Annotated in this window: 25 protein-coding genes; 12 read left to right on the forward strand and 13 right to left on the reverse strand. The window is 44.6% G+C overall.

Annotated elements, in window-relative coordinates; all coding sequences use genetic code 11:
- Positions 1-105: 105 nt before the first annotated feature.
- The 7 genes from GVO63_RS00165 to trmJ form a co-directional block, all read right to left on the reverse strand.
- Positions 106-921 (reverse strand): hypothetical protein, encoded by an 816-nt coding sequence (locus GVO63_RS00165; RefSeq protein WP_159577658.1) that lies wholly within the window; start codon positions 919-921, stop codon positions 106-108.
- A 534-nt stretch (positions 922-1,455) separates the two neighbouring features.
- Positions 1,456-2,010: a hypothetical protein gene (locus GVO63_RS00170; RefSeq protein ID WP_075176592.1), complete on the reverse strand. Its 555-nt coding sequence runs from the start codon at positions 2,008-2,010 to the stop codon at positions 1,456-1,458.
- Positions 2,011-2,160: 150 nt separating this feature from the next.
- On the reverse strand, positions 2,161-2,769 hold the full coding sequence (locus tag GVO63_RS00175) for a hypothetical protein (RefSeq protein ID WP_159577659.1): 609 nt from the start codon (positions 2,767-2,769) through the stop codon (positions 2,161-2,163).
- Positions 2,770-3,161: 392 nt separating this feature from the next.
- Positions 3,162-4,070, reverse strand: coding sequence for an alpha/beta fold hydrolase (locus tag GVO63_RS00180; RefSeq protein WP_159577660.1), 909 nt, complete (start codon positions 4,068-4,070; stop codon positions 3,162-3,164).
- A gap of 28 nt (positions 4,071-4,098) precedes the next feature.
- Positions 4,099-5,574, reverse strand: a complete 1,476-nt coding sequence (locus GVO63_RS00185) for an NAD(P)/FAD-dependent oxidoreductase (RefSeq protein ID WP_159577661.1) — start codon at positions 5,572-5,574, stop codon at positions 4,099-4,101.
- 101 nt (positions 5,575-5,675) lie between these two features.
- On the reverse strand, positions 5,676-6,500 hold the full coding sequence (gene cysE / locus GVO63_RS00190) for a serine O-acetyltransferase (RefSeq protein WP_159494468.1): 825 nt from the start codon (positions 6,498-6,500) through the stop codon (positions 5,676-5,678).
- 6 nt (positions 6,501-6,506) lie between these two features.
- Positions 6,507-7,271 carry a tRNA (cytosine(32)/uridine(32)-2'-O)-methyltransferase TrmJ gene (trmJ, locus tag GVO63_RS00195; RefSeq protein WP_159494508.1) on the reverse strand — a complete coding sequence of 255 codons (765 nt, stop codon included), beginning with the start codon at positions 7,269-7,271 and terminating at the stop codon, positions 6,507-6,509.
- A 376-nt stretch (positions 7,272-7,647) separates the two neighbouring features.
- Between trmJ and suhB the strand changes: the two genes are divergently transcribed.
- Entirely contained in the window at positions 7,648-8,424 is a 777-nt protein-coding gene (suhB, locus tag GVO63_RS00200) for an inositol-1-monophosphatase (protein WP_159494509.1), read from the forward strand.
- Positions 8,425-8,592: 168 nt separating this feature from the next.
- Here suhB and secF read toward each other — a convergent pair whose 3' ends face one another.
- The 6 genes from secF to GVO63_RS00230 form a co-directional block, all read right to left on the reverse strand.
- Complete coding sequence (gene secF / locus GVO63_RS00205) at positions 8,593-9,534, reverse strand: protein translocase subunit SecF (protein ID WP_159494469.1); 942 nt, start codon at positions 9,532-9,534, stop codon at positions 8,593-8,595.
- 10 nt (positions 9,535-9,544) lie between these two features.
- Complete coding sequence (gene secD / locus GVO63_RS00210; RefSeq protein ID WP_159494470.1) at positions 9,545-11,389, reverse strand: protein translocase subunit SecD; 1,845 nt, start codon at positions 11,387-11,389, stop codon at positions 9,545-9,547.
- Positions 11,390-11,444: 55 nt separating this feature from the next.
- A complete protein-coding gene (gene yajC, locus GVO63_RS00215; protein ID WP_159494471.1) occupies positions 11,445-11,783 on the reverse strand; it encodes a preprotein translocase subunit YajC in 339 nt (112 codons plus the stop codon).
- Between the two features lie 24 nt (positions 11,784-11,807).
- Positions 11,808-12,920 carry a tRNA guanosine(34) transglycosylase Tgt gene (gene tgt, locus GVO63_RS00220; protein WP_159577662.1) on the reverse strand — a complete coding sequence of 371 codons (1,113 nt, stop codon included), beginning with the start codon at positions 12,918-12,920 and terminating at the stop codon, positions 11,808-11,810.
- A 147-nt stretch (positions 12,921-13,067) separates the two neighbouring features.
- Positions 13,068-14,114 (reverse strand): tRNA preQ1(34) S-adenosylmethionine ribosyltransferase-isomerase QueA, encoded by a 1,047-nt coding sequence (gene queA / locus GVO63_RS00225; protein WP_159577663.1) that lies wholly within the window; start codon positions 14,112-14,114, stop codon positions 13,068-13,070.
- Positions 14,115-14,574: 460 nt separating this feature from the next.
- Positions 14,575-14,778, reverse strand: coding sequence for a DUF6471 domain-containing protein (locus GVO63_RS00230; RefSeq protein ID WP_236552031.1), 204 nt, complete (start codon positions 14,776-14,778; stop codon positions 14,575-14,577).
- Between the two features lie 336 nt (positions 14,779-15,114).
- Here GVO63_RS00230 and GVO63_RS00235 point away from each other — a divergent pair, with 336 nt between their 5' ends.
- The 11 genes from GVO63_RS00235 to GVO63_RS00285 all read left to right on the forward strand — a co-directional run bounded on the left by GVO63_RS00235 (position 15,115) and on the right by GVO63_RS00285 (position 25,742).
- Complete coding sequence (locus GVO63_RS00235; RefSeq protein WP_159494474.1) at positions 15,115-15,504, forward strand: DUF2170 family protein; 390 nt, start codon at positions 15,115-15,117, stop codon at positions 15,502-15,504.
- A 24-nt stretch (positions 15,505-15,528) separates the two neighbouring features.
- Positions 15,529-16,209 carry a PspA/IM30 family protein gene (locus GVO63_RS00240; protein ID WP_159494475.1) on the forward strand — a complete coding sequence of 227 codons (681 nt, stop codon included), beginning with the start codon at positions 15,529-15,531 and terminating at the stop codon, positions 16,207-16,209.
- A 148-nt stretch (positions 16,210-16,357) separates the two neighbouring features.
- Positions 16,358-17,413 carry a potassium channel family protein gene (locus GVO63_RS00245; protein ID WP_201281854.1) on the forward strand — a complete coding sequence of 352 codons (1,056 nt, stop codon included), beginning with the start codon at positions 16,358-16,360 and terminating at the stop codon, positions 17,411-17,413.
- An 11-nt stretch (positions 17,414-17,424) separates the two neighbouring features.
- A complete protein-coding gene (locus GVO63_RS00250; protein ID WP_159494477.1) occupies positions 17,425-18,069 on the forward strand; it encodes a YjfK family protein in 645 nt (214 codons plus the stop codon).
- A 16-nt stretch (positions 18,070-18,085) separates the two neighbouring features.
- Positions 18,086-18,502 carry a DUF350 domain-containing protein gene (locus GVO63_RS00255; protein WP_159494478.1) on the forward strand — a complete coding sequence of 139 codons (417 nt, stop codon included), beginning with the start codon at positions 18,086-18,088 and terminating at the stop codon, positions 18,500-18,502.
- A 10-nt stretch (positions 18,503-18,512) separates the two neighbouring features.
- Positions 18,513-19,181 (forward strand): DUF1190 family protein, encoded by a 669-nt coding sequence (locus GVO63_RS00260; RefSeq protein ID WP_159577664.1) that lies wholly within the window; start codon positions 18,513-18,515, stop codon positions 19,179-19,181.
- Positions 19,182-19,183: 2 nt separating this feature from the next.
- Positions 19,184-20,350 carry a glutathionylspermidine synthase family protein gene (locus tag GVO63_RS00265; protein ID WP_159577665.1) on the forward strand — a complete coding sequence of 389 codons (1,167 nt, stop codon included), beginning with the start codon at positions 19,184-19,186 and terminating at the stop codon, positions 20,348-20,350.
- Between the two features lie 21 nt (positions 20,351-20,371).
- On the forward strand, positions 20,372-20,911 hold the full coding sequence (locus GVO63_RS00270) for a rhomboid family intramembrane serine protease (protein ID WP_159494481.1): 540 nt from the start codon (positions 20,372-20,374) through the stop codon (positions 20,909-20,911).
- 47 nt (positions 20,912-20,958) lie between these two features.
- The gene (locus tag GVO63_RS00275) at positions 20,959-21,660 is read left to right on the forward strand and encodes a VC0807 family protein (protein WP_159494482.1); all 702 of its coding nucleotides are present in this window, start codon (positions 20,959-20,961) and stop codon (positions 21,658-21,660) included.
- Positions 21,661-22,010: 350 nt separating this feature from the next.
- Complete coding sequence (locus tag GVO63_RS00280) at positions 22,011-22,703, forward strand: ABC transporter ATP-binding protein (RefSeq protein ID WP_159577666.1); 693 nt, start codon at positions 22,011-22,013, stop codon at positions 22,701-22,703.
- Positions 22,704-22,769: 66 nt separating this feature from the next.
- Positions 22,770-25,742 carry an ABC transporter permease gene (locus tag GVO63_RS00285; RefSeq protein ID WP_236552013.1) on the forward strand — a complete coding sequence of 991 codons (2,973 nt, stop codon included), beginning with the start codon at positions 22,770-22,772 and terminating at the stop codon, positions 25,740-25,742.
- The last annotated feature ends 45 nt before the right edge of the window (positions 25,743-25,787 follow it).

The following is a 25,787-nucleotide window of genomic DNA, read 5'->3' on the forward strand; positions in this document are numbered from 1 at the left end:
AGGCAGCTATGAGCGTATAGCGGAAGATTGATATAACTTCCGGACAAGTCAACTACCAATACAAAAGAGAGATTTTCTAACTTTAGTGAGACTCGATCTCTTATGTTAGTATAAAACTCTTGGCTTGTAGTGCCCTTTTACAGGCTCTGCCATATACTCCTTCATTTCTTTTGTTAGACCATCACCTAATCGAATCACGGTTGTACTTTTTTTAGAAGAGTGGTCTGTGCCATAAGCACTATTCGAAACTTTATCTTCTTTAAAGTGATGAATAATAGCTCCACTTTTGTTGATACTGTAGTAGATTGCTTCTCCATACTTGTACTCGCCATTAAATCCAAATCCTCTTACATGGGCATAAAATCGTTTGAAAATGTGGCGTACATTATAAGGCGTTAAGGCATCCGATTTTCCTTCATTGCGCCAGACAAGCGTATGGCAATACGGTGTGTTGACATAATAATCAGAACTAGCTGGTCCTTCTGTAAAACTGAGATGAGGTGATTCACAACTTCCAAATAGGATAAGATCGTAAATCTTATCGTTGTGCGTCCACTTTGCAACACCTCGATCAGCTTTAATACTTTCATCATTTTTATGCGCAAGAAACCCTAAAACCGGAAGGTTGAGATTAACCGGGGTGTGAGTTTGAGTTGCATTGTCAAATGCCATATAAATTCTTGCTTCAAGATCAAAAGAACAGAATCTGGTCACGTCAAAATCTGTTAATAAAAACTTTGTGAACCCTTCTTCGTCAACGCTACAATCGAATTTAGCAGTTATGTCTATGGCAATGTATTTGCCAACTAGCAATTGTTCATCTTGAGGGAATTCTTGAAATGCTAAAGAAGTAAGTTTAATCGGTAAACCATAATGAACATCTCCGTGGCTTCTTGCATAAATATTATTGATAGAAAACACTTTGGGAAAAAGGTCTACAGTAAGTGGATGTGCTAATTCCCCCCCCCGAGGAAGAAGTCCCAGGACAATCGCATAATTCGATTTCTATACTAATGTCGTACCCATAACGCTGTACGCTTAAGACCCGTGCCGTTACGCGGTAAATTTTTGTTACTACATCCATATAATTAATTTTTTGCTGCTACATTAGTGACAACATAAAGTAGCAATTCGTGTTTTTCAATAGCTGTCATGAAATAGCAATTGATTCTACCAACTTAGCGAGTAGTTAAGACATGTTTCTTCTACATGTCAATCAGAGGTAAGGGTTCTCACAACGCCCGTTTTACGTATTCCTCTTCTGTTTAATTACAAATACTTGAACGGCTGCTTTTGGCACAGAGCTGCCCTACAGCAAGCACTGGCGGGCTTCAAAAAGACAAGGGGCGGACCTTTGACACCTTAGTAAGGGGCTCATAATGCTTAACTAAACGGTGTAGCGAGGTGGAACTGATCCCTGCTTTAGCAGTCCCGCATTTAATTGACTTCTTATGTTTAAGTAGGAGTTTTTAGCAATTTATCTGAAAGCCTGCGCCACATAGGAGTCAATTCTTCATAATCTAAAGCATTATTTGAAATGCTTGCGTTAAAGCCGCCGATATTAACTTTATCAAATTCGGTTGAATCGACCATAGATCTGTATTGTTGTAATTGTCCCGAATTTTTCGGAATTGGATACTTTCCAGCCCATTTGATGTAATCAGACAATAACATCAATAATTTATTTTCTGCTTTATCTAAAGGTAATTCGATAATTTTTGAAATCTTTACAAGGTCATGACTTATTAAATCAGCTGTAGTAACTTTTCTACTTTCAATGCAAAGACCCTTTAATAAAGCTTCAAAAGACATCCCCATTAACATTTTGTATGTGGCATCGCACTTTGCATAAAAGTCCTTTCCACTGTTCATGGCCTTCCAAATTACTCCGGCAGATGTAAATAGTTCCGCAGCTTTGTTATGCCAGTATTCGGGATTCTCTGACATTTCGTTAAACTGGTTAAGAAGAAATTCATCCTGCGTGTGTTTTACTTTACTTTGCTTTGACAACTTGACCTCTTCTTCCTTGGTTGCAGTGTTGCTAGACCAAACATAACGCTAAGCTTTGGGGGCGCTAGCACGTGGTCTAAAATCCGAACGAAGCGAGTTAGCCCACGTGTTAGCCTCCCAGCGACCGGAGGGAGTGTCAACAGCGTTTTGTTAGGCATTTTTTGGCACTTCAAAATAACCTTGTTCATAACTTTCTATCATTCTAGATATGCGGCTAACACACCTAACTCTGTCATCAATATAATAGCAGAGCAGCCAGTTTAAGGTTTCGCTATCCATCCGCTCTATAAGTGTTTTATATTTTTCTTCACCTTCTAGCAGGCCATGAAAAGCTTTAGAATTAAAATATGTAACTATGAGGTCACAAGCATTCACATTAACCCACCCCTTCAGAATTCCTTCATCTTTCCATATCTTCTTTTCAGATTTTAAGCATTGTCTGAACAATGGTTCTTCTGATAACTTTCCCAGTATGCCAGTAAACTTAAGGAAACTAGTAGGCTCATCATTTGCTATAAAAAATCTAAAATCAAGAAATAGACCTTTCAGTCTATGACGGTTTATATTGAGGTTGCCACCCGTAACAAAGCCTCCTTCATTTCTATAAAAATTATGACCACCATGGAAGCTAAATCCGTCATTTTGAATATCTTCGAAGTTATCAATTAATTCTTTAGCTCTTACTATATAAAGCCCAAGCTCTGTTTTTACTTGGTGAAGAGCGTTGGGTTTAATTGATACCTTAATAAATGTGCTCACTTTAAAAGATGCCTAACAGCTTATTACTGAGACTTCATAGTAACACCCATTTCCCATGAAAAAACCATATTCTGCGTTTCCATGGGAAAGGAAAATTGTCTGTTTCACGTACAAACGTGCCATTGTGATACCTGCTCATCAACGGCAGCTTTTGGCACAACTCGGAAGTTTGAAAACCTTGTCCCTAAGGGTCTGCTCCTTGTCTGAAACAGAGATTACTGCTTCGGGGTGGGAACTCGCTCAAAACTGTCCTAATTTATTACCAAACTCAAAATTCTAGCTTTGGGCTGAAAACGACATATTATTGATGCATGCAGTCGTATTTTTAAATGAGAGTAAACCTCGCTAATTATCCTTCATAGCTTGGATTTACTTTTATAAAACGTATTGCTTTACTCAGTATGCAGATGAATATGGGCAAGAATACTGTCAGCTATGCGGTGCGACTGAACGGTATCTATTTGATGTCGTAACCCGCGCAGCACCTGATGTTTTGCCCCTGATATTGCTTTCGCTGTCGCAGCACCACCACTTGGGTGAACCATGCGATCCACATCACCGTGTATGACTAACGTGGGGGCAGTGATCTTCTTAAGCAATGCAGTGCGGTCACCAGACTTCATAATGGCCCCAATTTGTCTAAACATAGCTTTAGCATCACTTTTTGCGCCATTTCTTTGCCATGCTAGTCGCGCATATTGATGCCACTGATTAACAGCACCTTCAGCCACATCATCCCCAATATGTGCCATCATGGCGTGATAGTTCTTAATTGCCTCTTTTTCATTCATCGGTGCTTTTGCTCTAGCCATTCGCCAAAGCGTTGAATAAGAGGGCTGCCCCACTCTCCGACTCCCTGTGGTAGAAAAAATCGACGTTAAAGACTTAACATTTTCAGGGTATTCACTGGCTATCGTTTGGGCTATCATCCCGCCCATAGACATGCCTACAATATGTGCACTGCCAACGTTCAATGCCGACATTAGCAGCACGGTATCCTCAGCCATTTTGTCTATACCATAGGCGTCTTTGGGCGCTTTACCGCGCAATTGCTGAAGTAAATTAGGGTGAGGAGTGTTACTGCGAACGGAACGGCCTGCATCGCGATTGTCAAAGCAAATTACGCGTAAACCACTTTCAACTAACCGATCAATCAGGGCTTTTGGCCAATATACTAGTTGTAAACCTAACCCAGCAATTAAAACAAGCGTGTCAGCATTGCCCGCCCCGTGCTCTGCGTAGCAAAATTTGTCGCCACTTTTAAGCGTTAAATACTGTTCATTATGCTGCGCTAGGCTCATGTTTGTTCTCTTGAGTTACTCGACAAGGTTATCTGTCTTGTTCTGTTCTTTTTTCAAATTTCAGCGCAGGATCATCCACGCGACCTTTTCGAAAAATCTTCACATCTTCGGCATAATTGAACGACATAGACCATGGAAAGTGCATGCCTTGCCGTGGCAGCTTGTCCAGTGAACGTTGAATATAGCCGGCGCCAAAATTAAGTAGCGGCTGTGTTTTCATGTTCGGATCGGCAATTGGTGTGCATTGAACATAGTCTTGGCACTGCATATAGTTCAAAAGGCGTGTAAAGTGCTCGCACAAAAGACCTATCTTGAGCGTCCATGAAGAGGATGTGTACCCAACAGCGATAGCGAAGTTAGGTACATCACTTAACAGCATGCCTTTGTAGGTAATACATTGCGGCAGTGAGACGGCCTTGCCGTCTATTTTAGGGATAAGCCCACCTAACGGCAAAAGGTTTAACCCCGTTGCCGTGACAATAATATCTGCATCTATTTGTTGACCGGAACTGAGCTTGATGCCCATTTCGGTAAAACTATCAATCGTATCGGTAGCAACAGACGCCTTTCCTTCAGAAATTGATTCGAATAAGTCTCCGCCTGGCACGGCACAAAGTCGCTGCTCCCAGGGATTATACGGAGGGTTGAAGTGCGTATCGACGGGGTATCCCTCGGGCAGCATTTTAGCATTAAGACTGCGAATAATTTTTCGAGCTTGTTTCGGGAAACGCTGACAAAACGCATAAACCCAGCGCTGTTTCGCAATATTGAATCGTCTGGCAGCATTGAAGGCAATATCGTCATTAAACCACTTGCGAAAATACTTTGCGACTGGGTCTTGAACGGGGACAGGCAGCACGTAAGACGGCGTTCTTTGCAGCATAGTCACGTGCGCAGCTGCTTTAGCCAGCGCTGGCACTAAAGTAACAGCTGTTGCTCCGCTGCCTATAACGACGATGCGCTTATCTTCATATGCCAAGTCTTCCGGCCAATGCTGAGGGTGAACAAGTTGACCTTTGAAACGAGACTGTCCCTTAAATTCCGGTGTATATCCCTTGTCGTAGCGATAATAGCCAGATGCATTGAACACCCACCTCGCCGCAATGTGTTCCGTTTGCCCACCGTCTTCGGACTTGAGCGTTACCAGCCAATATTGCTTATCGCTTTGCCAATCTATATCCACAACACGGGTTAAAAAGCGTATGTGCTTTTTTATTCCGTTTTCGACGGCCGTTTCTTCTATATAAGCTTTTATTGAACGGCCATCAGCAATGGCCTTTTTCTCTTTCCACGGTTTGAAGTCGTAACCGAAGGTAAACAAGTCAGAGTCAGAACGAATGCCTGGGTATTTAAATAAGTCCCACGTTCCGCCTAATTCGGCTCGTGTCTCTATTACTGTGTAAGTGAAGTCCGGACACTTTTTTTGAATGTGGTAAGCACAGCCAATTCCGGAAATCCCCGCACCAACAATTAATACATCTACAAATGGCACTGCGTTCTGCATGTTTGCCTAACTAGGTAATTCAAACTGTTATTGCAATGTAAGATTTCGACACACTGTAGTCAATTCGATTGTGAATAATGTGTAAACAGAAGGCTTAGGCGCTATATCGCCGGGTCAAATGAAGCATGTTCACCGTCTTTTTGCTTTGACTCGGTAAACTCAATGCCCGTTTCAGCAAAATCCTCTGCGCTGATGTTATGCAGATTATCTGTGCAGACCTCACCACCCAGCGACTGAATAACCTTGCACATCTCCTCAACCTTGGTATCCATTTGGTGCATATGCTCAAGCATAATGCCCATCGCGTTAGCGACAGGGTCAGGATTGTCAGGCGCGACAGCGTAGGCATCAAAACCATACTTTTGTGCAATTTTATCGCGCTGGGGGTTTACCGTCGCACTCGACTCTTTTTGCTTGGAAATAATGATACGCCCTGGGATCCCCACTGCGGTTGCACCATCAGGAATGTCTTTTACCACTACAGAGTTAGACCCAACTTTGGCGTTTTCACCAATAATGATAGGCCCCAACACTTTGGCGCCTGCGCCAACTACCGCGCCTTTTTTCAGCGTTGGGTGACGTTTACCCGCTTTCCAGCTAGTACCGCCTAGCGTAACACCGTGATATAGCGTGACATCATCGCCAATTTCTGCAGTTTCACCTATTACAACTCCCATACCATGGTCGATAAACACGCGACGCCCTAAGGTAGCTCCCGGATGAATTTCAATACCCGTGAGCCAGCGACTAAAGGTAGATAAGGTGCGTGCTAACCATTTCCATTCTGCCTTCCAGAGCCTATGACTTATGCGGTGAAGCCACACCGCATGAAGGCCGGGATAGTTGGTGAGTACTTCAAACGTATTTCTAGCGGCAGGGTCGCGGTGGAAAACCCCCTGAATATCGTCTTTGATACGGGTAAACATGATTGCTTACTCTTTCTCTTCTTTTGTTTCAGTAGTGTGGATTTCCTGTGAGCCAGCCTGCTTTACTGACTTGTCAATCGAAGCCAAAATACCGCGTAAAATATTGAGCTCTTGAGATTCCGGTCGCGCGCGGTTAAACAACCTACGCAGCTTGGTCATTACAACACCAGGATGACTTTTACGAATGAATGACGTACCTTCTAGCGTTGTCTCTAGGTGTGCATAGAAACGCTCTAGGTCATCATTGAGCGGGTATTCCTCTTCTACACTTGGGTACGTCTCTCGATTTAAATACGCCATACGAATTTCGTAGCAAAGTGTTTGAACCGCTGCGGCTAAATTGAGCGAACTATATTCAGGGTTTGCTGGAATGCACATATGGAAGTGACACTGCTGCAATTCTTCGTTAGTTAAGCCGCTATTTTCACGGCCAAAAACCAAGGCAACGGGGTATTTTTCTACTTCTTGGATGAGTTTTTCGCCACAGTCGCGTGGACCAAGCATAGGCCAAGAGTGAGTTCGCGAGCGTGCCGATGTCCCGACGACTAAACCGCAATCTTTAACGGCTTCTTCTAGCGTATCAACGATTTTAGCGTTGGCCAGCACATCACCAGCCCCTGCGGCAAGGGCACTTGCTTGGCCATCGGGCTCATTCACTGGGTCGACGAGATACAAACTACTTAACCCCATGGTTTTCATGGCGCGGGCTGTCGAGCCGATATTTCCCGTGTGAGAGGTGTTAACTAAAATGATGCGAATATTTTCGAGCATGCCTGTGATACCTACGTACATTCTTCTTAAGATGACACTCACTCGCTGCGTATCACCTAACTAACTTCAATGGCGCTGAGTTTAACACATTGGCAGTATAGATGGCTATTCACAGGTGCCCCCAGACTAGCGTTCTAAAAGATGAACATCTTTTTGCAAAGGCGTGTGTTTTACCTATTTATAACTTGCCTCACCCCATGACCTCTTTTGCCCTTTATACAAATGTCGTTGTTACGTCGAATTAGACTTTTCTATTATGGGATTTCATTTGCATCGCTCACTGTTTCTGGTAGACTCCGCCCGTTTTCGAAAACAACTAGCTATTTTTTGTACAGCTAGATTGTTTCATTGGTCTTTTACAATTGGTGGTTTATCTATGCATCCTATGCTGAATATTGCTGTGCGCGCTGCGCGTGCGGCTGGAACAGTTATTGTTCGCGGTTTTGAAAAACATAACGAAGTAGCAACTGAGTCAAAAGGCTTAAATGACTTCGTTACACAAGTTGATAAAGAAGCAGAACAAGCAATTATTTATAAAATTCAGCAGTCATATCCAGAGCACTGTTTCCTAGGTGAAGAGTCTGGTGAAGTTCATGGCAAAGAAACAGATTATCAGTGGATTATTGATCCGCTGGACGGAACCACCAATTTTGTGAAAGGCATTCCTCACTTTGCCGTTTCAATTGCACTCCTTCACAAGGGACGTCTAGACCAAGCAGTTGTGTTTGACCCTATCCGCAGCGAACTATTTACCGCTAGCCGTGGTCAAGGCGCACAGCTCAACGGTTACCGTATTCGGGCGTCAAAGCCTCGTGATTTAAGCGAAACCATTATCGCTACCGGACTTCCGTTTAAGAACAAAGCTGCATTTGGTGAGTACGCATTAAGCCTAAACAAGATTTTCCATGAGGTGGGTGACATTCGCCGTGCAGGCAGTGCAGCACTTGATCTCGCTTACGTTGCTGCCGGCCGTCACGACGGATATTGGGAGCGCGGCATCAAATCTTGGGATATTGCAGCGGGTGAACTGATTGTTCGTGAAGCCGGCGGCCTAGTCACAGACTTTAAAGGCAACAATGACCCTTTACATAAAGGCGAAATCGTTGCGGGCAGCGCGAAAGTTGTTCAAGGTTTGGTTAAGCACCTAAAATAAACCGCTCTCAAGCACGGTTAGAATACACAGGCGCTATGATATATAGCGCCTTTTTTGTCTAAATTTGGTGACACTTATTTCAGTATTGGCCTGATACCTCAACGCATAAAAAAACCGCATCAATAATCAATAATGATGCGGTTTTTTGTTAGTTTAAAGCGGATAACACTAAGGCATTGGATCTAAATCTGCACCTTCTTTATCCACTTGCGGTGGCATTAGGTCTTCTTTACTGATACCTAATGCAAGTGCCACTGAACTTGCTATGTACACCGATGAGTAAGTACCTACCACTACACCAAATAATAATGCAGTGGCGAACCCATGAATAAGTGCCCCACCTTTGTAAAATAGCGCAACCAAAACTAACACTGTCGTTAATGAGGTGATAATAGTACGGTTTAGGGTCTGCGTTAGCGAGATGTTGATAATCTCAACAGGTTCACCTTTACGAATTTTGCGGAAGTTCTCACGAATACGGTCACACACAACAATGGTATCGTTAAGTGAATAACCAATTACCGCAAGCACCGCCGCAAGTACTGTTAGGTCAAATTCAATTTGAAGTACTGAAAACAGACCTAATGTCAGGATAACGTCGTGCATTAGCGCCGATACTGACCCCAAAGCAAAGCGCCATTCGAAGCGCATAGCCACATAAACCAAAATACATAGCAGTGCCACCAGCATGGCTAAACCGCCCTGCTCAGTTAGCTCTTCACCAACATTTGGACCTACGAACTCGATACGACGCATATCGACAGCCGTACCGTCAGCACGCAGTGCCTCTAGCACTTGCTCGCCAATAGTCACTGCCTTGACACCATCTCTCGGTGAAATACGAATAAGTACGTCTTGGCTGCTTCCGAAGTTTTGCACAATGGCATCTTCAAAATTAGCCTCGTTTAGCTGAACGCGAATAGCCTCTAAATTGGCTGAATCTTCGTAGCCCACCTCGATTAACGTACCGCCAGTAAAGTCTAAGCCCCAATTAAGGCTATTCACCCCAAGAGAAACAAAAGAGCCAATAATGAGAATTGTCGATAACACCATCGCAGGAAAGCGAAGGCGCATGAAATTAACGGTTTCGGATAATTTTAATAATTGCATTTTACGCTCCTTAAATCGCTAATTTCTCTACGCGTTTGCCGCCCCATACTGCGTTAACAATAACGCGAGTAACTAAAATAGCGGTAAACATCGAAGTTGCGATACCAATCATTAGCGTAATAGAGAAGCCTTTAATTGGGCCGGTGCCGACTGCGAACAAGATCAGACCAGCGATGAAAGTGGTGATATTCGCATCCAAAATGGTTGAGAATGCACTGTCGTAGCCGTGGTGGATAGCTTGCTGTGGACTGCGCCCATCGCGAAGCTCTTCTCGGATACGTTCGAAAATAAGTACGTTAGCGTCAACCGCCATACCCACGGTCAGTACGATACCTGCCATTCCCGGTAACGTAAGCGTTGCACCAGGGATCATCGACATAATGCCAACAATCATAACAAGGTTGGTAATAAGGGCTATGTTAGCTACAACGCCAAATGCTTTGTAGTAAATCAACATGAACAAGAGCACTGCTGCTAATCCATAGACGATGGCCTGCATACCTAGCTCGATATTTTCTTTACCCAAGCTTGGACCAACGGTACGCTCTTCGACGATTTGAATTGGCGCAATCAGCGCACCCGCGCGAAGTAATAAGGCTAAATCACGGGCTTCTTTGGGAGAATCAAGACCCGTAATTTGGAACTTACTACCAAGCTGCGCACGAATAGTGGCAACCGAGATAACTTGCTCTTCTTTTTCAAAAATAAGCTTGCCGTCTTTGTTGCGCTCACCCGTCGACTTGTACTCAATGAACACCGTTGCCATTGGTTTGCCAATATTGCCTCGTGTTGAGCGAGACATCTTATTGCCACCTTCAGAGTCTAGTGAGATGTTGACGTTTGGAAGACCGTATTCGTCTACCCCGCTGTTCGCATCGATAATGTGGCTACCGGTAAGCATAATGCGTTTTTCAAGTAGCTGTGGAATGCCCTGCTGATCTTCAATCACCTGTGAGCCAGGAGGTACGCGGCCATTCAGTGCGTCTCGAATATCGTTTTTCTGATCAACCATACGAAATTCTAGCGTCGCCGTTGCGTTTAGAATTTCTTTTGCACGCGCAGTATCTTGAATACCTGGTAACTGAACAACTATGCGCTCTGCGCCTTGTTTCTGAACAAGTGGTTCGGCCACGCCAAGCTGGTTGACACGGTTACGAATAATAGTGATGTTTTGCTTAACCGCATTATCGCGGATTTCTTGAAGTTTGCTTTCAGCGAAAACTGCGCGAAGCGTTAAATCATCAATTTGATTGAAGGTAAGATCACGGCTTTGATTGCGTAGGAAAAACTCGGCTTTGTCGAGCGTTTCTTCATCACGGAAAGTAATGTCGATGTGATCGTCTACTTGTTTAACACCACGGTAGCGAATACCTTCTTCTCGCAATGAAGTGCGGAAACCACTTTCCGCGTCTTCCAGAGACTTAGTGATCACTTCTGACATATCCACCTCCATCAAGAAGTGGACGCCACCGCGAAGATCAAGACCAAGCTTCATCGGCGTACCGCCTAAACCCTCAAGCCACTCTGGTGTATCTGGCGCCAAATTCATTGCCACGAAGTAGTCATCCCCGAGCACTTTTTCAAGTGTTTCGCGAGTCACTAGTTGTGTATCAGAATCAGAAACACGAACCAAAATTTGCTCATTTTCAAATTCGACGCGTTTGGGTGAGATGTTCTTCTCGGCAAGGGCCGCTTTAACTTGCTCTACTGTGGCCTCGGTCACCACAGCGTCTCGACCTGCTGAGATTTGTACAGCGTGGTCTTCGCCGTAAATATTAGGAAGCGCATAGAGTGCACACATTGCAACGACAATGAGTACACTCAATACCTTCCATATGGAGTTCTTGTTTAGCACTGGATAATCCTTTCGTGCCAAAACCGGGAAGCAACCCGGCCCCGGCGGTTGTTACTTACAGCGACTTCATTGTGCCTTTTGGCAGCACAGCAGTTACCGAAGACTTCTGAACAACGATGTTGTTTGACTCATTAAGTGCCACTTCGATGAAATCTTTTTCTTCTGACACTTTTGTGATTTTTCCTACCAAACCGCCTTGCGTAAGCACTTCATCACCTTTGCTTAGTGAAGACACAAGGTTTTTGTGCTCTTTAACACGCTTAGCCTGTGGGCGGTATAGTAAAAAGTAAAAAATAAGACCAAATACAGCTAACATGATGATCATTTCCATACCACCACCTTGCTGAGCACCGCCAGCTGATTGCGCGTAAGCGTTTGAGATAAATAGGCTCATAAAATTCCCCAAGTATTATCGTTGTTATAGTGCCGGAACCGGCAACCCTTTTTGTTCATAAAATTCTTGTACAAACTCGTCAAGCGTACCCGCGTCAATCGCATCGCGAAGACCCTGCATAACACGCTGATAGTAGCGAAGATTGTGAATCGTGTTTAGGCGCGCGCCCAAGATTTCGTTACACTTGTCCAAGTGATGTAGATATGAACGAGAATAATTTTTACAAGTGTAACAATCACAATTCTCGTCTAACGGTGACGTATCGTTTCTGTGCTTTGCATTACGAATCTTCACCACCCCTTCGGTCACGAACAAGTGACCGTTTCGGGCATTCCGCGTTGGCATTACACAGTCGAACATATCAATACCACGACGCACAGATTCAACCAAATCTTCAGGCTTGCCCACACCCATTAAGTAGCGCGGCTTATCTTCAGGAATTTTTGGTGCTGTGTGGTCTATGATGCGGATCATATCCTCTTTAGGCTCACCCACTGAAAGGCCACCGATGGCATATCCATCAAAGCCGATGGCTTCAAGGCCTGCAAGTGATACATCACGCAACCCTTCGTACATGCCACCTTGAATGATACCAAACAATGCTGCTGGGTTATCGCCGTGGGCGTCTTTACTGCGCTTTGCCCAACGAAGCGACATTTCCATTGAAACCCGTGCTTCCTGCTCGGTAGCAGGATATGGCGTGCACTCGTCAAAAATCATCACGATGTCTGAGCCAAGGTCGCGCTGGACTTCCATAGATTTCTCGGGCGTAAGAAGGATCTTTTCTCCATTGATTGGAGAGCGGAACGTTACCCCTTCCTCAGTAATCTTACGTAAATCACCAAGACTAAACACTTGGAAACCACCTGAGTCAGTAAGAATGGGTTTATCCCAATTCATAAAATCGTGCAGATCACCGTGCTGACGAATAATGCCAGTTCCAGGACGTAGCATTAAGTGAAACGTGTTTCCAAGACAGATGTGTGCACCGCTGTCTTTTAATTCTTCAGGGGTCATTCCCTTCACGGTACCGTAGGTACCTACAGGCATAAACGCTGGGGTTTCAACAACACCGCGCTCAAACACCAAACGACCGCGTCTGGCACGGCCTTCGGTTTTTAACAACTCAAATTGCATGTAAAAACATTCCCACTTTGATGCGCGTTTGCGCTGGGTATAAAAATAAATTGGCGGCGATTATACCAGTAATTCGGCTGAGATCATGCCCCGTATCTATGTTTATCTGTAACTAAACTAGTACGAGGCATGTAAACGCACTTATTTTTAGGCGCGTTCAATAAACATAGAATCACCATAGCTAAAGAATCGATACTCTTCGTTTATGGCTTCTTGGTAGGCATTCATGACGTTATCCTTGCCCGCAAACGCGCTAATTAGCATCATTAGCGTTGATTCGGGAAGGTGAAAGTTGGTGAACATGGCATCAACCACTTTAAATTCAAAACCCGGGTATATGAAGATCTCGGTATCTTCATTAAATGGTGCGATAACCTCTTTGTCACCACGTTCTGCGCTTGCTTTGGCCGCTGATTCGAGGGATCGAACGGACGTAGTGCCCACTGCAATAACACGTTTGCCATTCGCTTTCGTTTGCAAAACAGCATCAACGACGTCTTGCGGCACCTCTGCAAATTCTGCATGCATTTTGTGCTCTTGAATGTTGTCAACACGAACTGGCTGGAACGTCCCCGCTCCCACATGCAACGTAACAAATGCCAGGTTTACGCCTTTTTCTTTTAGCGCGCTTAATATAGCGTCATCGAAATGAAGCCCTGCTGTAGGGGCTGCCACAGCACCTGGTTTTTCACTGTAGACCGTCTGATACCGCTCTTTATCTGCGCTTTCATCGGGGCGGTCAATGTAAGGTGGAAGCGGCATATGGCCATGGGCTTCCAGCAGTGTTAATACGGTTTCATCATGGTCAAACTGCAATATGAACAACGCATCGTCTCTACCGGTAACTGTAACATTGACCTTTTCTTCTAGGACAAGCTTTGACCCCGGTTTAGGCGCTTTACTTGCGCGAACATGTGCAAGGGCGGTGTTGTCTGAGGTAATACGCTCGATCAGCACCTCTACTTGGCCGCCCGTTTCTTTTTTACCTAACAGGCGCGCAGGGATCACCCGGGTGTTGTTGAAAACCAACAAATCGCCTGGCTCTACGAATTTGAGCATATCAGCGAACATGGTGTGTTCTACATTGCCGCTCTTACCATCTAGATGTAATAAACGACTGGCAGTACGCTGTTGCGTTGGGTATTTGGCTATAAGTTTTTCGGGTAGCTCAAAGCTAAAATCTGATAGTTTCATAAATACAACAATATTGAGGTGTTAATGTTAGACCAAAGTGCAATGTTAAGTATCTTTTAAGTTAAGACTAAAGGCTAAAGAATTGGCTAAAGCTTACAAAAAAGAAAGCCAAAGCAAAAATCAAAACTTATACTTTTCAGATAGATACACCGTTTCGTATAATTTCAAATAACTAAGCATCAAAAGAGATACGTGCGAACAGCATTCTCTGATAGCACTATTTTTCTTAAACGCTTAAGATAAACGCAGATAGTGATGATGTTCTCCCAATAACATTCCTTATTATTTATACCCGGCATTTGCTGGGTATTTTTTTATCTGCGCATTTATCCCACGACTCTTTCGCTATATTGGCCCCTATATACAGGCCGCTCTATATAGACCGTTATATTGGCAGTTATTTAGGCGAACAAGCCTCTTCACACTTGCGGCAACCTTCAGCGATTATATTTTACGATGTTTATTGCTGAAGATCAGTTAAGATTTCTTCTAAAAGTGCAGCATCTAATGGACGAGCTTTCAACACGTACAAAATTTGTAAAAGCAAATCCGCACCCATTATACCTTTATTCACCTTGTTTCTGAGATTGTCTGCGCTTTGCTCAACCCCAATCTCCTCAAGCCTTTGGCTTAAAGCCTGATATTTTACGCCGCGTACAGACATTTCAGACTTCACGACTCTAGCCACCGTTTGTCGCCAAGCGTTTTTAGCTTTTATCGTCGTCAAGACGACCTCCAAAACCACACATTTGTGATATATATTTTACAAAAACACACTTTTTTACACTTAAAGCACACATTTAATGTTGACGATTATGGCACAACACGTCTACACTGCAAGTCAAGATATTGGCGAAAATGAAAATAGTCGTTACAGTACAGCGGGTGTTGTCACCTCGTATCGCTCTGCATAACCTAATAAATGGGCGTTGCAAGGCAAGCACCACCGACACGACATTCGTTTTCAATATTATCGCTTCAATAATCAAAGGAGAAAGGTATGAGCTGGGAACTGGAGAGCATCGAGAGCTTATTAAAAGAGCACGATGACTTTGTAGTAACGCGTGAGGAAAACTGTTTACTTATCGCCAATCAAGACGGCATTGATGCATGGCTTGCTATCAGCGGAGAACAGATTTTAGTGGAAAGCCTCTTGTTTGCTGCATCTGATGTGAAAGATAAATCTGCGTTAGACCATGAGATTCTGTCTACCCATATGGTATTTCCTCTTACCACCGTAGGCATTTCTAATATTGGTGGTGAGGAATACTACACCGCTTTTGGTGCACTAAGTGCCCAGTCAAAAGCCGAAAGTATTGTTATTGAAGTTGAAACCCTGTTTCAGAATGTTGCATCTTTCCTAGATGCCTACGAAACACACCTTAACTAAAATTTACTTCTTAAGGAGAAGCGAATGTCAGTGTGGAAAAAATTGATTACTGCAGTAAAAGGTGGTGCTACCGAAGCTGCTCAGTCTGTTGCAGACAGCCAGGCTATTCGAATTCTGGAGCAAGAAATCAGAGAAGCTAAAGAGGAACTGCGCAAGTCAGACCATGCACGCACGCAAATTTTGGCGAAGTGTAAGCTTTCTCAGCAGAAAGTCGATAGCTTTAACTCGTCAATTGCCGAATACGAAGAACATGCTCGCAAGGCTATTGATACCGATCGTCAACTCGCGCTTGACTGCGCTCAGAAAGTATCTGAACTGAAAGAAGAACGCGAACAGGAACAAGCCTATCTCGATCAGTTTAAGCAATCGGAAAAACAGCTAGCGCATAATATTCAGCAAGCTAAAGCAAACTTACGCCGATTAGAACAACAAGTGGATATGGTAAAAGCGACCGAAAGCGTTCAAAAGGCGCAGGTTGCTGTATCTTCACGTCACATGGGCGCAAATAGCAAAATGAAAACGGCGACAGAATCTTTGTCTCGTATTCAGGAAAAGCAAAAGATGCGCAACGCTGAACTACAAGCGGCGGAAGAGTTGGCCAGTGAAGAATCGAGCAGCGATCTAGAAAAGCGTCTTGCCGAAGCAGGTATAAAAGGCAGTAAAACATCGGCTGACGACGAGCTAGCCAGAATTCTTGGCAAGTAAGTAAATTAATGGGAGTTTTTTAGCTCCCATTTTCAATTCTTGTTACAAAATCATACCGTTAAACGCGCCGTATGGTGGTAACCTAACCTAGACAAATCAGGCACTTCAAGGCAGAGTAAGGGCACGCATAACAAGGGCTGTTTCTTTAATGTCTCCATGGATAAAACTGCGAAAGATCATGCTGCAATATTTTGCAGAATCACGCTGGTACACCATTGTCGGTGCGACTGCATTTTACGCTGTGACGAGTTATTGGCTGCTTTATGCTGCAAACGAGCATGATTTAATTACCAACGCCAACTTTATTTACTGGTTGGCGGTCACCGCCTCTACAGTGGGCTATGGTGATTTATCTCCCGTCACGCCAGCGGGAAAACTGGTTGTAGCGCTATACGTCATACCGCTTGGTTTAAGTATTTTCGCCATGGTAATTGGCCGGATTGCAGCTTGGGTTTCATTAACGTGGAAGAAAGGATTGTTGGGTATGAATAGCTTAATGCTAGATAAGCATATCTTAGTAATTGGATGGAATGAGCAGCGGACCATGCTGCTGCTCGATTTAATTCTAAAAGAACGCAATGACATGGCTGAGCGCCCAGACATTGTGTTGTGTGTAAAAGCCGACATTACCAACCCAATGCCTGGCGTGATTGAGTTTGTGAAGGTAGATTCCTTTAACAAAGACGAAGATATGGACCGCGCCTGCGTGTCTACAGCTAGAACCATTCTTATCGACAACCCGCAAGATGATGTCACCATGACCACTGCGCTATATTGTTCTAAACGCAATCCTGATGCACATCAAGTGGCCTATTTCCATGATGATAGTTTGGTCGGCCTACTTCAAGATCACTGTCCGAAAGTAGAGTGTACACCGAGTGTTGCCATTGAAATGCTTGTTAAAGCTGCATTTGACCCTGGCTCGAGCATGCTTCATCACGACTTGTTGAGTATTGATGAGGGACAAGCCCAATTTTCTGTACAAATTCCAACAAGCTGTTCAACCATTTCCGTTGCCAAGTTGTTTATCAATTTAAAACGTAAACACGACGCCATCTTCATTGGCTATGCGCCAAATGGCCTTGTTAAAGAAATGGTGGTGAACCCGCCGCTAGACGCGACATTAAACCCCGGCGACACCTTGTTTTATATTGCTGAGCGCCGCATTAACGAGATCAACTGGTCTTCATTGGACGCTGATTAAGAGGCGTAAACATGTTTAGTAAACTATTTAAAAAATCGGAACCGAAAAAACCTAAGTCGCCAGAAATAATGGGGCTGTATTTGGGTGGCTCTTTCGAGTTAGACAACTTGAAGCTTTCATTACTGGAACCGGAGTTGACCATTGAAGGGGCGGCTCGTTCCCAGTTAATTCAAGCTGTAGGTCAAGCTCCCCTTGATACTGGCGGTACCCTGCTGCGATTTTACACCGACGATGATGGTTTTTTACAAGTGGTGACCGACGGTGGTCTGTCAGAGAACCACATTACGGATGTGAAGCTGTGGCATTTCTATGAAACCAAAACCATTGGCAACACGGCACAGTGGAATGAGTGCTTGAAAAACGTTATCAGCCAACCTTCTTATGAGCTTGACGGTAAAGTGTTTACCCGAGTATGGGGAGCGGTAGGCGACGAGTCGCCGCCCGTTGCCGTCACTGAAACGACCTATGAAGAAGATGGTGATGTAAGTACCACTGACCAGTTTATGATGCTGTACGAACGGCCAATTAGTAACAACAGAGTAGAGACGTTACTTGTTGTGGGTGAAGAAAAACAAGTAGGCAATAATTTAGACAGATGTTTGGTTATTTCGACTGGGTTTGATGTTGAACCCGCCGATATCACTATAAATGGTTAATAAAAAAGGAACAGTTATGGACACGATCATGCAATCTCTTGCAGGCCTAGATAATTTTGCACTCTACTTCGGCTTGTCGATTGTCTTTTTGTTTATCTTCAAGTTGGTGTACGCATTGGTAACACCTCACGATGAATGGAAGCTAGTAAAAGAAGAGAAGAATGTGGCTGCCGCTATTGGCTTTGGTGGCGCTATTATTGGTTTTGCTATTGCCCTTGGCAGTGCAGCATCAAACTCTGTCGCTGTCGTAGACTTTGCTATATGGGCGCTAGTTGCGGTTGTAGCCCAATCTCTTGCGTTTGCCATTTTGCGTTTCAGCTTTATGCCAAAAATCGCTGAACGCATCAACAATAATGAAGTCTCAGCAGGTGTTATGCTTGCCAGCATGTCTATTGCCGTTGGCTTACTCAATGCCGCTTGCATGACCTATTAAGGGGGCAGCGATGACTGATAAACGAAATACACAGCGTGATGTTCATGAAAGCATGCAAGGCGAAGAGTCAACGCTAAAACGTACTAAGCATATTAACCTTAGTAGCATGCGTAAGGGTTTCAGTGTTAAGCCTCTCGCATTGGGCGTTGCCAGCGTTATCTTGAGCGGTTGTGGCGGAGAAAAAGAAGACGCCACTATTTACACATCACTAGAAGATTGTAAGCAAGACTACCCCGATGCGGTAGAGCGCTGCGAAGCTGCCTATCAAACAGCGGTGGATGAAGCCATGCGCACCAGCCCACGCTTTAGCTCTGAGTATGACTGTGAACATGAATTTGGTCCAAATCAATGCCAATATGTGAACAATAGCAGCGGCAGCTTTTTTATGCCTTTCATGGCAGGCTACATGGTAAGTTCTCTGCTCTCACCAAGCCGCTACTATTCACAACCCTTATATACGTCTTATTCTTACAATTCACCGTTCCGCTCTCGCTGGATAACGGCAGATGGCTATGTGTTCGATGGCGATATTCGAAAAAGGCAGTATCGCGTCAATAAAGATATCTACAAGCCAAGGCCCACCGTCAATCGCACGATGAAACGTGGCGGTTTCGGCAGCAGCGTGCGCGCTAAATCTTCATGGGGTAGCAGCAGCCGAAAAGGCGGCTGGGGCGGATAACTATGTTTAGAATGCCATGCCAGCCTCGCAAGGGATGGCAGCAGCTGGCCAATGAGTTCGGTTTTCATTTTCATACCATGTACGGTAAACCCTATTGGGATGAAACGGCCTACTATCAGTTTACCCTAGCGCAAATTGAAAACGACATTGAAGATCCTACCGCCGAGCTACATCAGATGTGTTTGGCGGTTACCGAGGATGTGGTGAATAGTGAGGCGTTACTTACTCGTTTCAGTATTCCTGAGCGTCACTGGGACATGGTAAGGAACAGCTGGCTTGAACGAGCGCCCAGCTTATACTCGCGACTGGATCTTGTGTATAGCGGCAAAGGCCCTGCTAAGTTATTGGAGAACAATGCAGATACGCCCACCAGCTTATACGAATCGGGATTTTGGCAATGGCTCTGGCTTTCGCAAAACGTAGACGCCGGCAAGCTTCCCCTGCACGCCGATCAGTTCAATAGCTTGCAAGAGAAGTTAGTTCATCGCTTTCGCGAAATAGCGTTGCACTACAATATTAACCAACTGCATATGGCGTGTTGTAAAGATACCGTGGAGGACCGCGGCACGGTGCAATACCTTCAAGACTGCGCCAAAGAAGCCGAGCTTTTGGCCGACTTTGTTTTTATTGAAGATATTGGATTGGCGGACACGGGGGTTTTTACCGATCTTGACGATGCCCCCATTACAGATTGCTTCAAGCTTTATCCTTGGGAATTTATGCTGCGCGAAGAGTTTGGCGACGTATTAGAAGACGCCCAGGTCAATTGGATAGAGCCAGCATGGAAATCAGTCATTTCCAACAAAGCCTTACTGCCTCTGCTTTGGAAGAAATTTAAAGGCCACCCTAACCTGCTTCCCGCTTATTTTTCAGATGAAATAGCGGCAAAAAACCTAGCGGGAAAATGGATTAAGAAGCCACTTTTTTCTCGAGAAGGCGCCAATGTGTCCCTCATTGAAAATGGCGTAGAAAGTGCACTTAGCGACGGCCCTTACGGCGAAGAAGGTTTTATTGTTCAGGCATTTGAACCTTTACCCGTATTCGATGGTAATCATACCCTTATAGGGAGTTGGTTGGTAGACGATATGCCAGCAGGTATTTCGGTACGCGAGGACGCGTCTGCCGTTACCCAAGATTTGTCTCGCTACCTTCCCCACATTATTTTGTAATTTTATACGGGGCCAAAACTTATGAAGCCGCTTTCTTTTCAAATTCGCGTGTTGCTCACCCTTGGGGCACTGTTAATTATTATCGAAATAGTCAATTTGCTTACGGGCAATGCGCTAAATCAGTTCGGCGTTGTCCCGCGTACACTCTCGTCGTTACCGTATATTTTTACAGCCCCTTTCCTTCACGGCACGCCTACCCACCTAATGGCTAACTTAGTGCCGCTTTTGTTGTTTATGTGGCTAACCATGCAATGGGGAAAGCGCACGTTTATTATCGCCACTGTGAGTGCACTTCTTATCGGCGGTTTGGGCGTGTGGTTATTTGGCAGAACGGCAACGCATATTGGCGCGAGCGGTATGGTATACGGCTATTTCGGCTTTCTCGTTCTGGCTGGTTTTCGCAGCAATAAAGTGCGTTATTTACTTATTTCACTGGTGGTTGCCGCTCTATACGGCGGAATGCTGGTAGGTGTACTTCCTACATCGAAATTTATTTCCTTTGAATATCATTTATTTGGCTTTATTGGTGGCTTATTTGCCGCATGGCACTGGGCACGCTAGTTAGTTTACGTATAATTGGCCACAACATAAGACGTTTTTTAAAAGATATGTCAGCAGTACAAGAACCGACTCAAAAAAACCAAGGCTTCTTTGGCAACCTCGCGTTTAACATCGTTATACCCGTGGTGCTGATGAGCTATGCAAGTTCCGAAGATTACCTAGGCCCTGCGTGGAGCATTGTCGCTGCATTAAGCTTTCCTATCGGCTACGGACTGTGGGATTTAAAAGAATCAGGAAAGGTCAATGGCTTTTCCGTATTGGGCATAATCAGCGTTCTACTTACCGGCGGTTTTAGTTTACTTAAACTTCCCGCTGAATATATTGCAATTAAAGAAGCCGCTATCCCCGGGATTATCGGCATTGCCGTACTGGTAACCCAATATTCTAATAAGCCGTTGGTCAAAATGCTTATTTTGAACGACCAGATCATAAACTGGCCGCACCTAAATCAAGTGTTAGACGCCAAAGGAAAACAGCCAGAGTTTAAAAAGAAGGTAGCGGTAAGCTCTTATATTGTTGCTAGCTCATTTTTTCTCTCTTCAGCACTAAATTATATCTTAGCCAAAATGATTTTGGTCAGTGAACCGGGCACGACGGCATACACTGAAGAGCTTGGCCGCATGACGGCGCTTAGCTATCCCGTGATTGTGATCCCGAGCATGATTTTGCTGATTGCTGCGCTGTGGTACCTTTTTGCTCAAATCAAAAAAATAACTGGCGAAGAACTCGATAACTTTATTAATCAATAACATTGTTAGGGCGTGTTGGTCTTTGCTGTGCGCATTTGCAGCAGCTTGTGCGCCATTTAGGCAAGACAACTGTTTGCAGGTCTAGTGGGCCTAAATCAAAAACAGTCAACGCAGAATAAATAGCTTACAAGCGCTGCCCGAAGGGCTGTTTCGCGATTAAAATGCTTTCATGCAGACCAAAAATTCGCACAAAAAATACCAGCACGCCTTAATATGAAGGGGCATTGAGCCCCTTTTTTAAATAGGTAAAAATACCTGCTCCTTTTAAGCCCAAAAGCCTTTCCCCTGCGTATACCTACTTTGTTGCATACTATTGGCATTAACACCGCAAACAAAAAATACGCTTACCTATGCTCATTATAAACAAGCTAAAGAAATCGTTTTCTGATACAGAAAAACCACTGCTTAACAATCTTAACCTTTCGCTTCATAGCGACGAATCACTCAGCATTCAGGGCGCATCCGGCTGTGGAAAATCTACCTTGCTTTCACTGATTGCTGGTTTTGACCATCCTGACAGTGGAGATATTATCATTGATAACTTGTCTGTTACTGAAAGTAAGAATAACGCTCACCGCATCGATCAATTCCGCAAGAATAAGATGGGTATCGTGTTTCAAAGCTTTAATTTGTTTGATTGCTTCAACGCATGGGACAACATTGCGTTCACCGCAAGGCTGAAGGGGAACTACGATAAAAAATACCAACAAGCGCTGATGGACCAACTGGGTATTTTATCAATTGCCAAAAAACCATTGAGTCAACTATCCGGCGGTGAACAACAGCGCTGCGCTATTGCGCGGGCACTAGTACATCGCCCTTCCCTTGTACTCGCCGACGAGCCTACCGGCAACTTGGACGAAGCCACCAGCGACAGTGTATCTGATTTACTCTATGAAACCTGCAAACAAGCAAATACCGCGTTAGTGGTGGTAACGCACAGCAACGATGTGGCCAAACGGGCAGACCGCGCTATGAGGCTACACAAAGGTGTATTAGAAAATGCGATGCCTGAGGATGCTTTTGCATCATCCACTTTTTAATGCATAACGTTCTAGTGACTCAAAACGAAGAATAAAAATGAATAGAACACGCTAGAGGAGAAGCCGTTGCGTACGTTTTTGCTCACTACCCTCGCCTTACTTGCCATGGTGCGAACGCGCCCATGGGAGCCTTTGCTCATTGTGTTTGCCATAGTATTGGCAAATGCCGGTTTGGTCACCGTGCTACTCATAAACGAAGGCGCTGCACAGGGGGAGCTACTGCAAAATAAACAAAGCCTTCTGACAAGTAGCCTTATAACGCCAACAGGCAACAAAGCCTATTTCACCAAAGAGCAATATTCGTTATTACGCAGAAATGGCTTTACTCAGCTTATTGCGTTTACTGCGCGAGATATAACGTTAACCTGTGACCGCCAAGCGCAAGAGAATAAAGGTAGCGCCAAGGTTACACTTTTAGGTATCGATTCTCAGCCACTTTTGGGAAGTCGATACCGCGGATTGTCTGCACCTGACCTGTCGTTTTTTCTAAACTCAGTCTCCACATCACCTGAATCATCAAAAAACAATACGCACTCATCTGGCGCACGGGTTTTCAGCCCGCCGTTAACTCGCCCATCTTTATCTAACCCATCGTTATCTAACCCAGCGTTATCTAACCCAGCGTTATCTAGCCCACCGTTATCTAGACAAGCTGGGCCAGACGTATTTTCGGTAAAGGGGCTTATACATCCTGCTACTAGCACCAAACTTGCTTGTCATAATCGTCATATGCCGTCGAAAGAAGCGTCTTCAGGCAATAATGAGACGCCTCTTCTCTGGCCAGCCAAGATAACAGCCAGTGTGACAAGCCTGGTACCTCAAAATACCCTGGTGATTTCCATTGAAGATTTTTATAAGGGCGGAGATCGTACAGAGAGTTCCGCGGTCTCTGAGCAATTACAGCTTAAGGGGTTTATTGCTTTAACTGCGCTTAACAACCAAGACATCAGCTTTATGGAAACGTTGCTGAGAATACCTGTTTCATTTAAGCGTTCAGATGCCATGAATGACACAGGCTCGTTACCCGATAGCTTCCGTTTAAATCTGTGGGCGATGAGTGCGCTCATGGGTGTCGTCGCTCTATTCATCGTGCTCAATGCGCTAAACCTCATGTACCGCACGCGTCTACCTAATATCATCCGCTTTCGTCAACTGGGTATTTCAGCCTCAATATTAACGCGCGCTTTATTCGCAGAACTATTGCTATATTGCCTCATCAGCATCCCTATTGGCATGTTTATGGGCTTTCAAACCGCGTCTTTCCTGTCCCCGGTAATTAGCGGTACCTTTGCGTCGTTGTTCGATGCGGTATTTATTAACCCTGATATTAATTTACTGTCGTTATTTGGTTTGGCGCTATTGGTTACATTTCTATCGCTGGTGCTGTTTGCTTGCATTCCGGTTTCGATGCTCTCACGGGCGCTTACGGTCAATCACGCAAAGAGCACAAAACGTGTATCACTCTTGTTCGTTCTACTTACAACCTTACTCACACTGCTGCTACTTTTTGCTGTTGAGCAGTATGTTGCCTCAACCGCTTCCGCACTTATCTTCGTTGCACTGCTTCTACTATCAAGCTGCGCGCTAGTACTGCTTTGGCTTCCCGTTTTCGCAAGGGCAATGACGAGGGTTGTACCGAGAAAATGGCCAATGTTTCATTATGTCATTGCCAATATGCACGCGCTATCGGGTAAAACACGCCTTGCAGTATGCGCTTTTTTCATCGCACTCACGGCCAATATCGGCATGAACACCATGACGGATAGCTTCAGAAATGCCACCGAACAATGGTTAGCACAGAGGCTTTACGCCCCCTTTTATTTATCCACCGACCAGCTGCTTTCAAGCGTTAACCTTTCACCATCGATTGCCACAACGCCGCTCTTAAAAGTACAAGGGGAAGTAACGGGTGTGAGCAGTCGCTTAGATAACGCGCTTCGAGTTCAAGACGCGCCATCAAAAATATCGATAAGCAGTTATCCTATTCATGACGCAGGAAAGCACGCGCTAGTATTTGATTCATTGCTACATTCATCCACTACCTCTACATCTCAATCATCGGCACAGTGGAATAATCAGCTAGATACCCTGTGGCAAAAGTTTGTTGGCGGTGAAGGCGTGTTTATTAATCAGCAGTTAGCGTATGAGAACGATATACAGCTAGGAGACATTTTAACCGTTTCAAATATAACCCTTGGACAGTCAGGCAACGCTACAGTTAATGCGCAAATATCACAGTCTGAATTACAGAAGAACTTAGCCGTCTTTTCAGATGTGCCTACGTGGAAAGTACTCGGTATTTACCCTGATTATGGAAATCTAAATGGTCAGGTATTAGTTCCACTTCCCTTCTTTGCAACGCAAGATGATACGGTCAAAAACGCATTATTTTCTGGCGTAATGGCGCTGTCCCCAAAGGACCAAACTCGTAAAGTTGAAAAGAAGAGCGCTCCAAATAAGAACGATAATGACGTTGAAAGAAGTGAAGGGTTTCCGGCCTTTGTTAAGGCAAACAGCCTTGAATTTAAAGCTCAAGTAGAAAAAGCGCTGAACGAACAACCCCACATGCAAGGCAAATACACCCTGTATGCTAAGCAAGACTTACTCGATGTTTCTATGCAAACCTTTGACCGGACCTTCGTGTTAACCAATGGTCTTAACATTACAACGCTGCTGGTTGCAGGTATAGCATTTGCAGTTTCACTTACGGTATTAACCCTTGGTAGCGCTGCACAGCTATCGGTGCTCAGGGCCATTGGAATAAGTCAAATCAAAGTAAAATTTGCCCTGTTTATGCAGTACATGTTGCTGTGTTTTGTTTCCGCGCTTCTCGCTATTCCTTTCGGTATCTATTTAGCTTACGTATTCATTCATTTGGTCAACAGACATGCGTTCAACTGGACATATCCGTTGGCTATTGACTTACCTGTAATCGCGTCAAGTGCAGGCTGGTCTCTGCTTATCGTATCGCTGGTACTTATGCTCCCACTAGGCAAGTTAAAGCCTAAAATCGATTTAAGGCAGGAGGTTCAGCTATGAGACAATACACGGCTAAGAAATCAACAACACACTTATCAAGATACT

The sequence above is a fragment of the Alteromonas sp. KUL106 genome, from assembly GCF_009811415.1.
Lineage (GTDB): Bacteria > Pseudomonadota > Gammaproteobacteria > Enterobacterales > Alteromonadaceae > Alteromonas.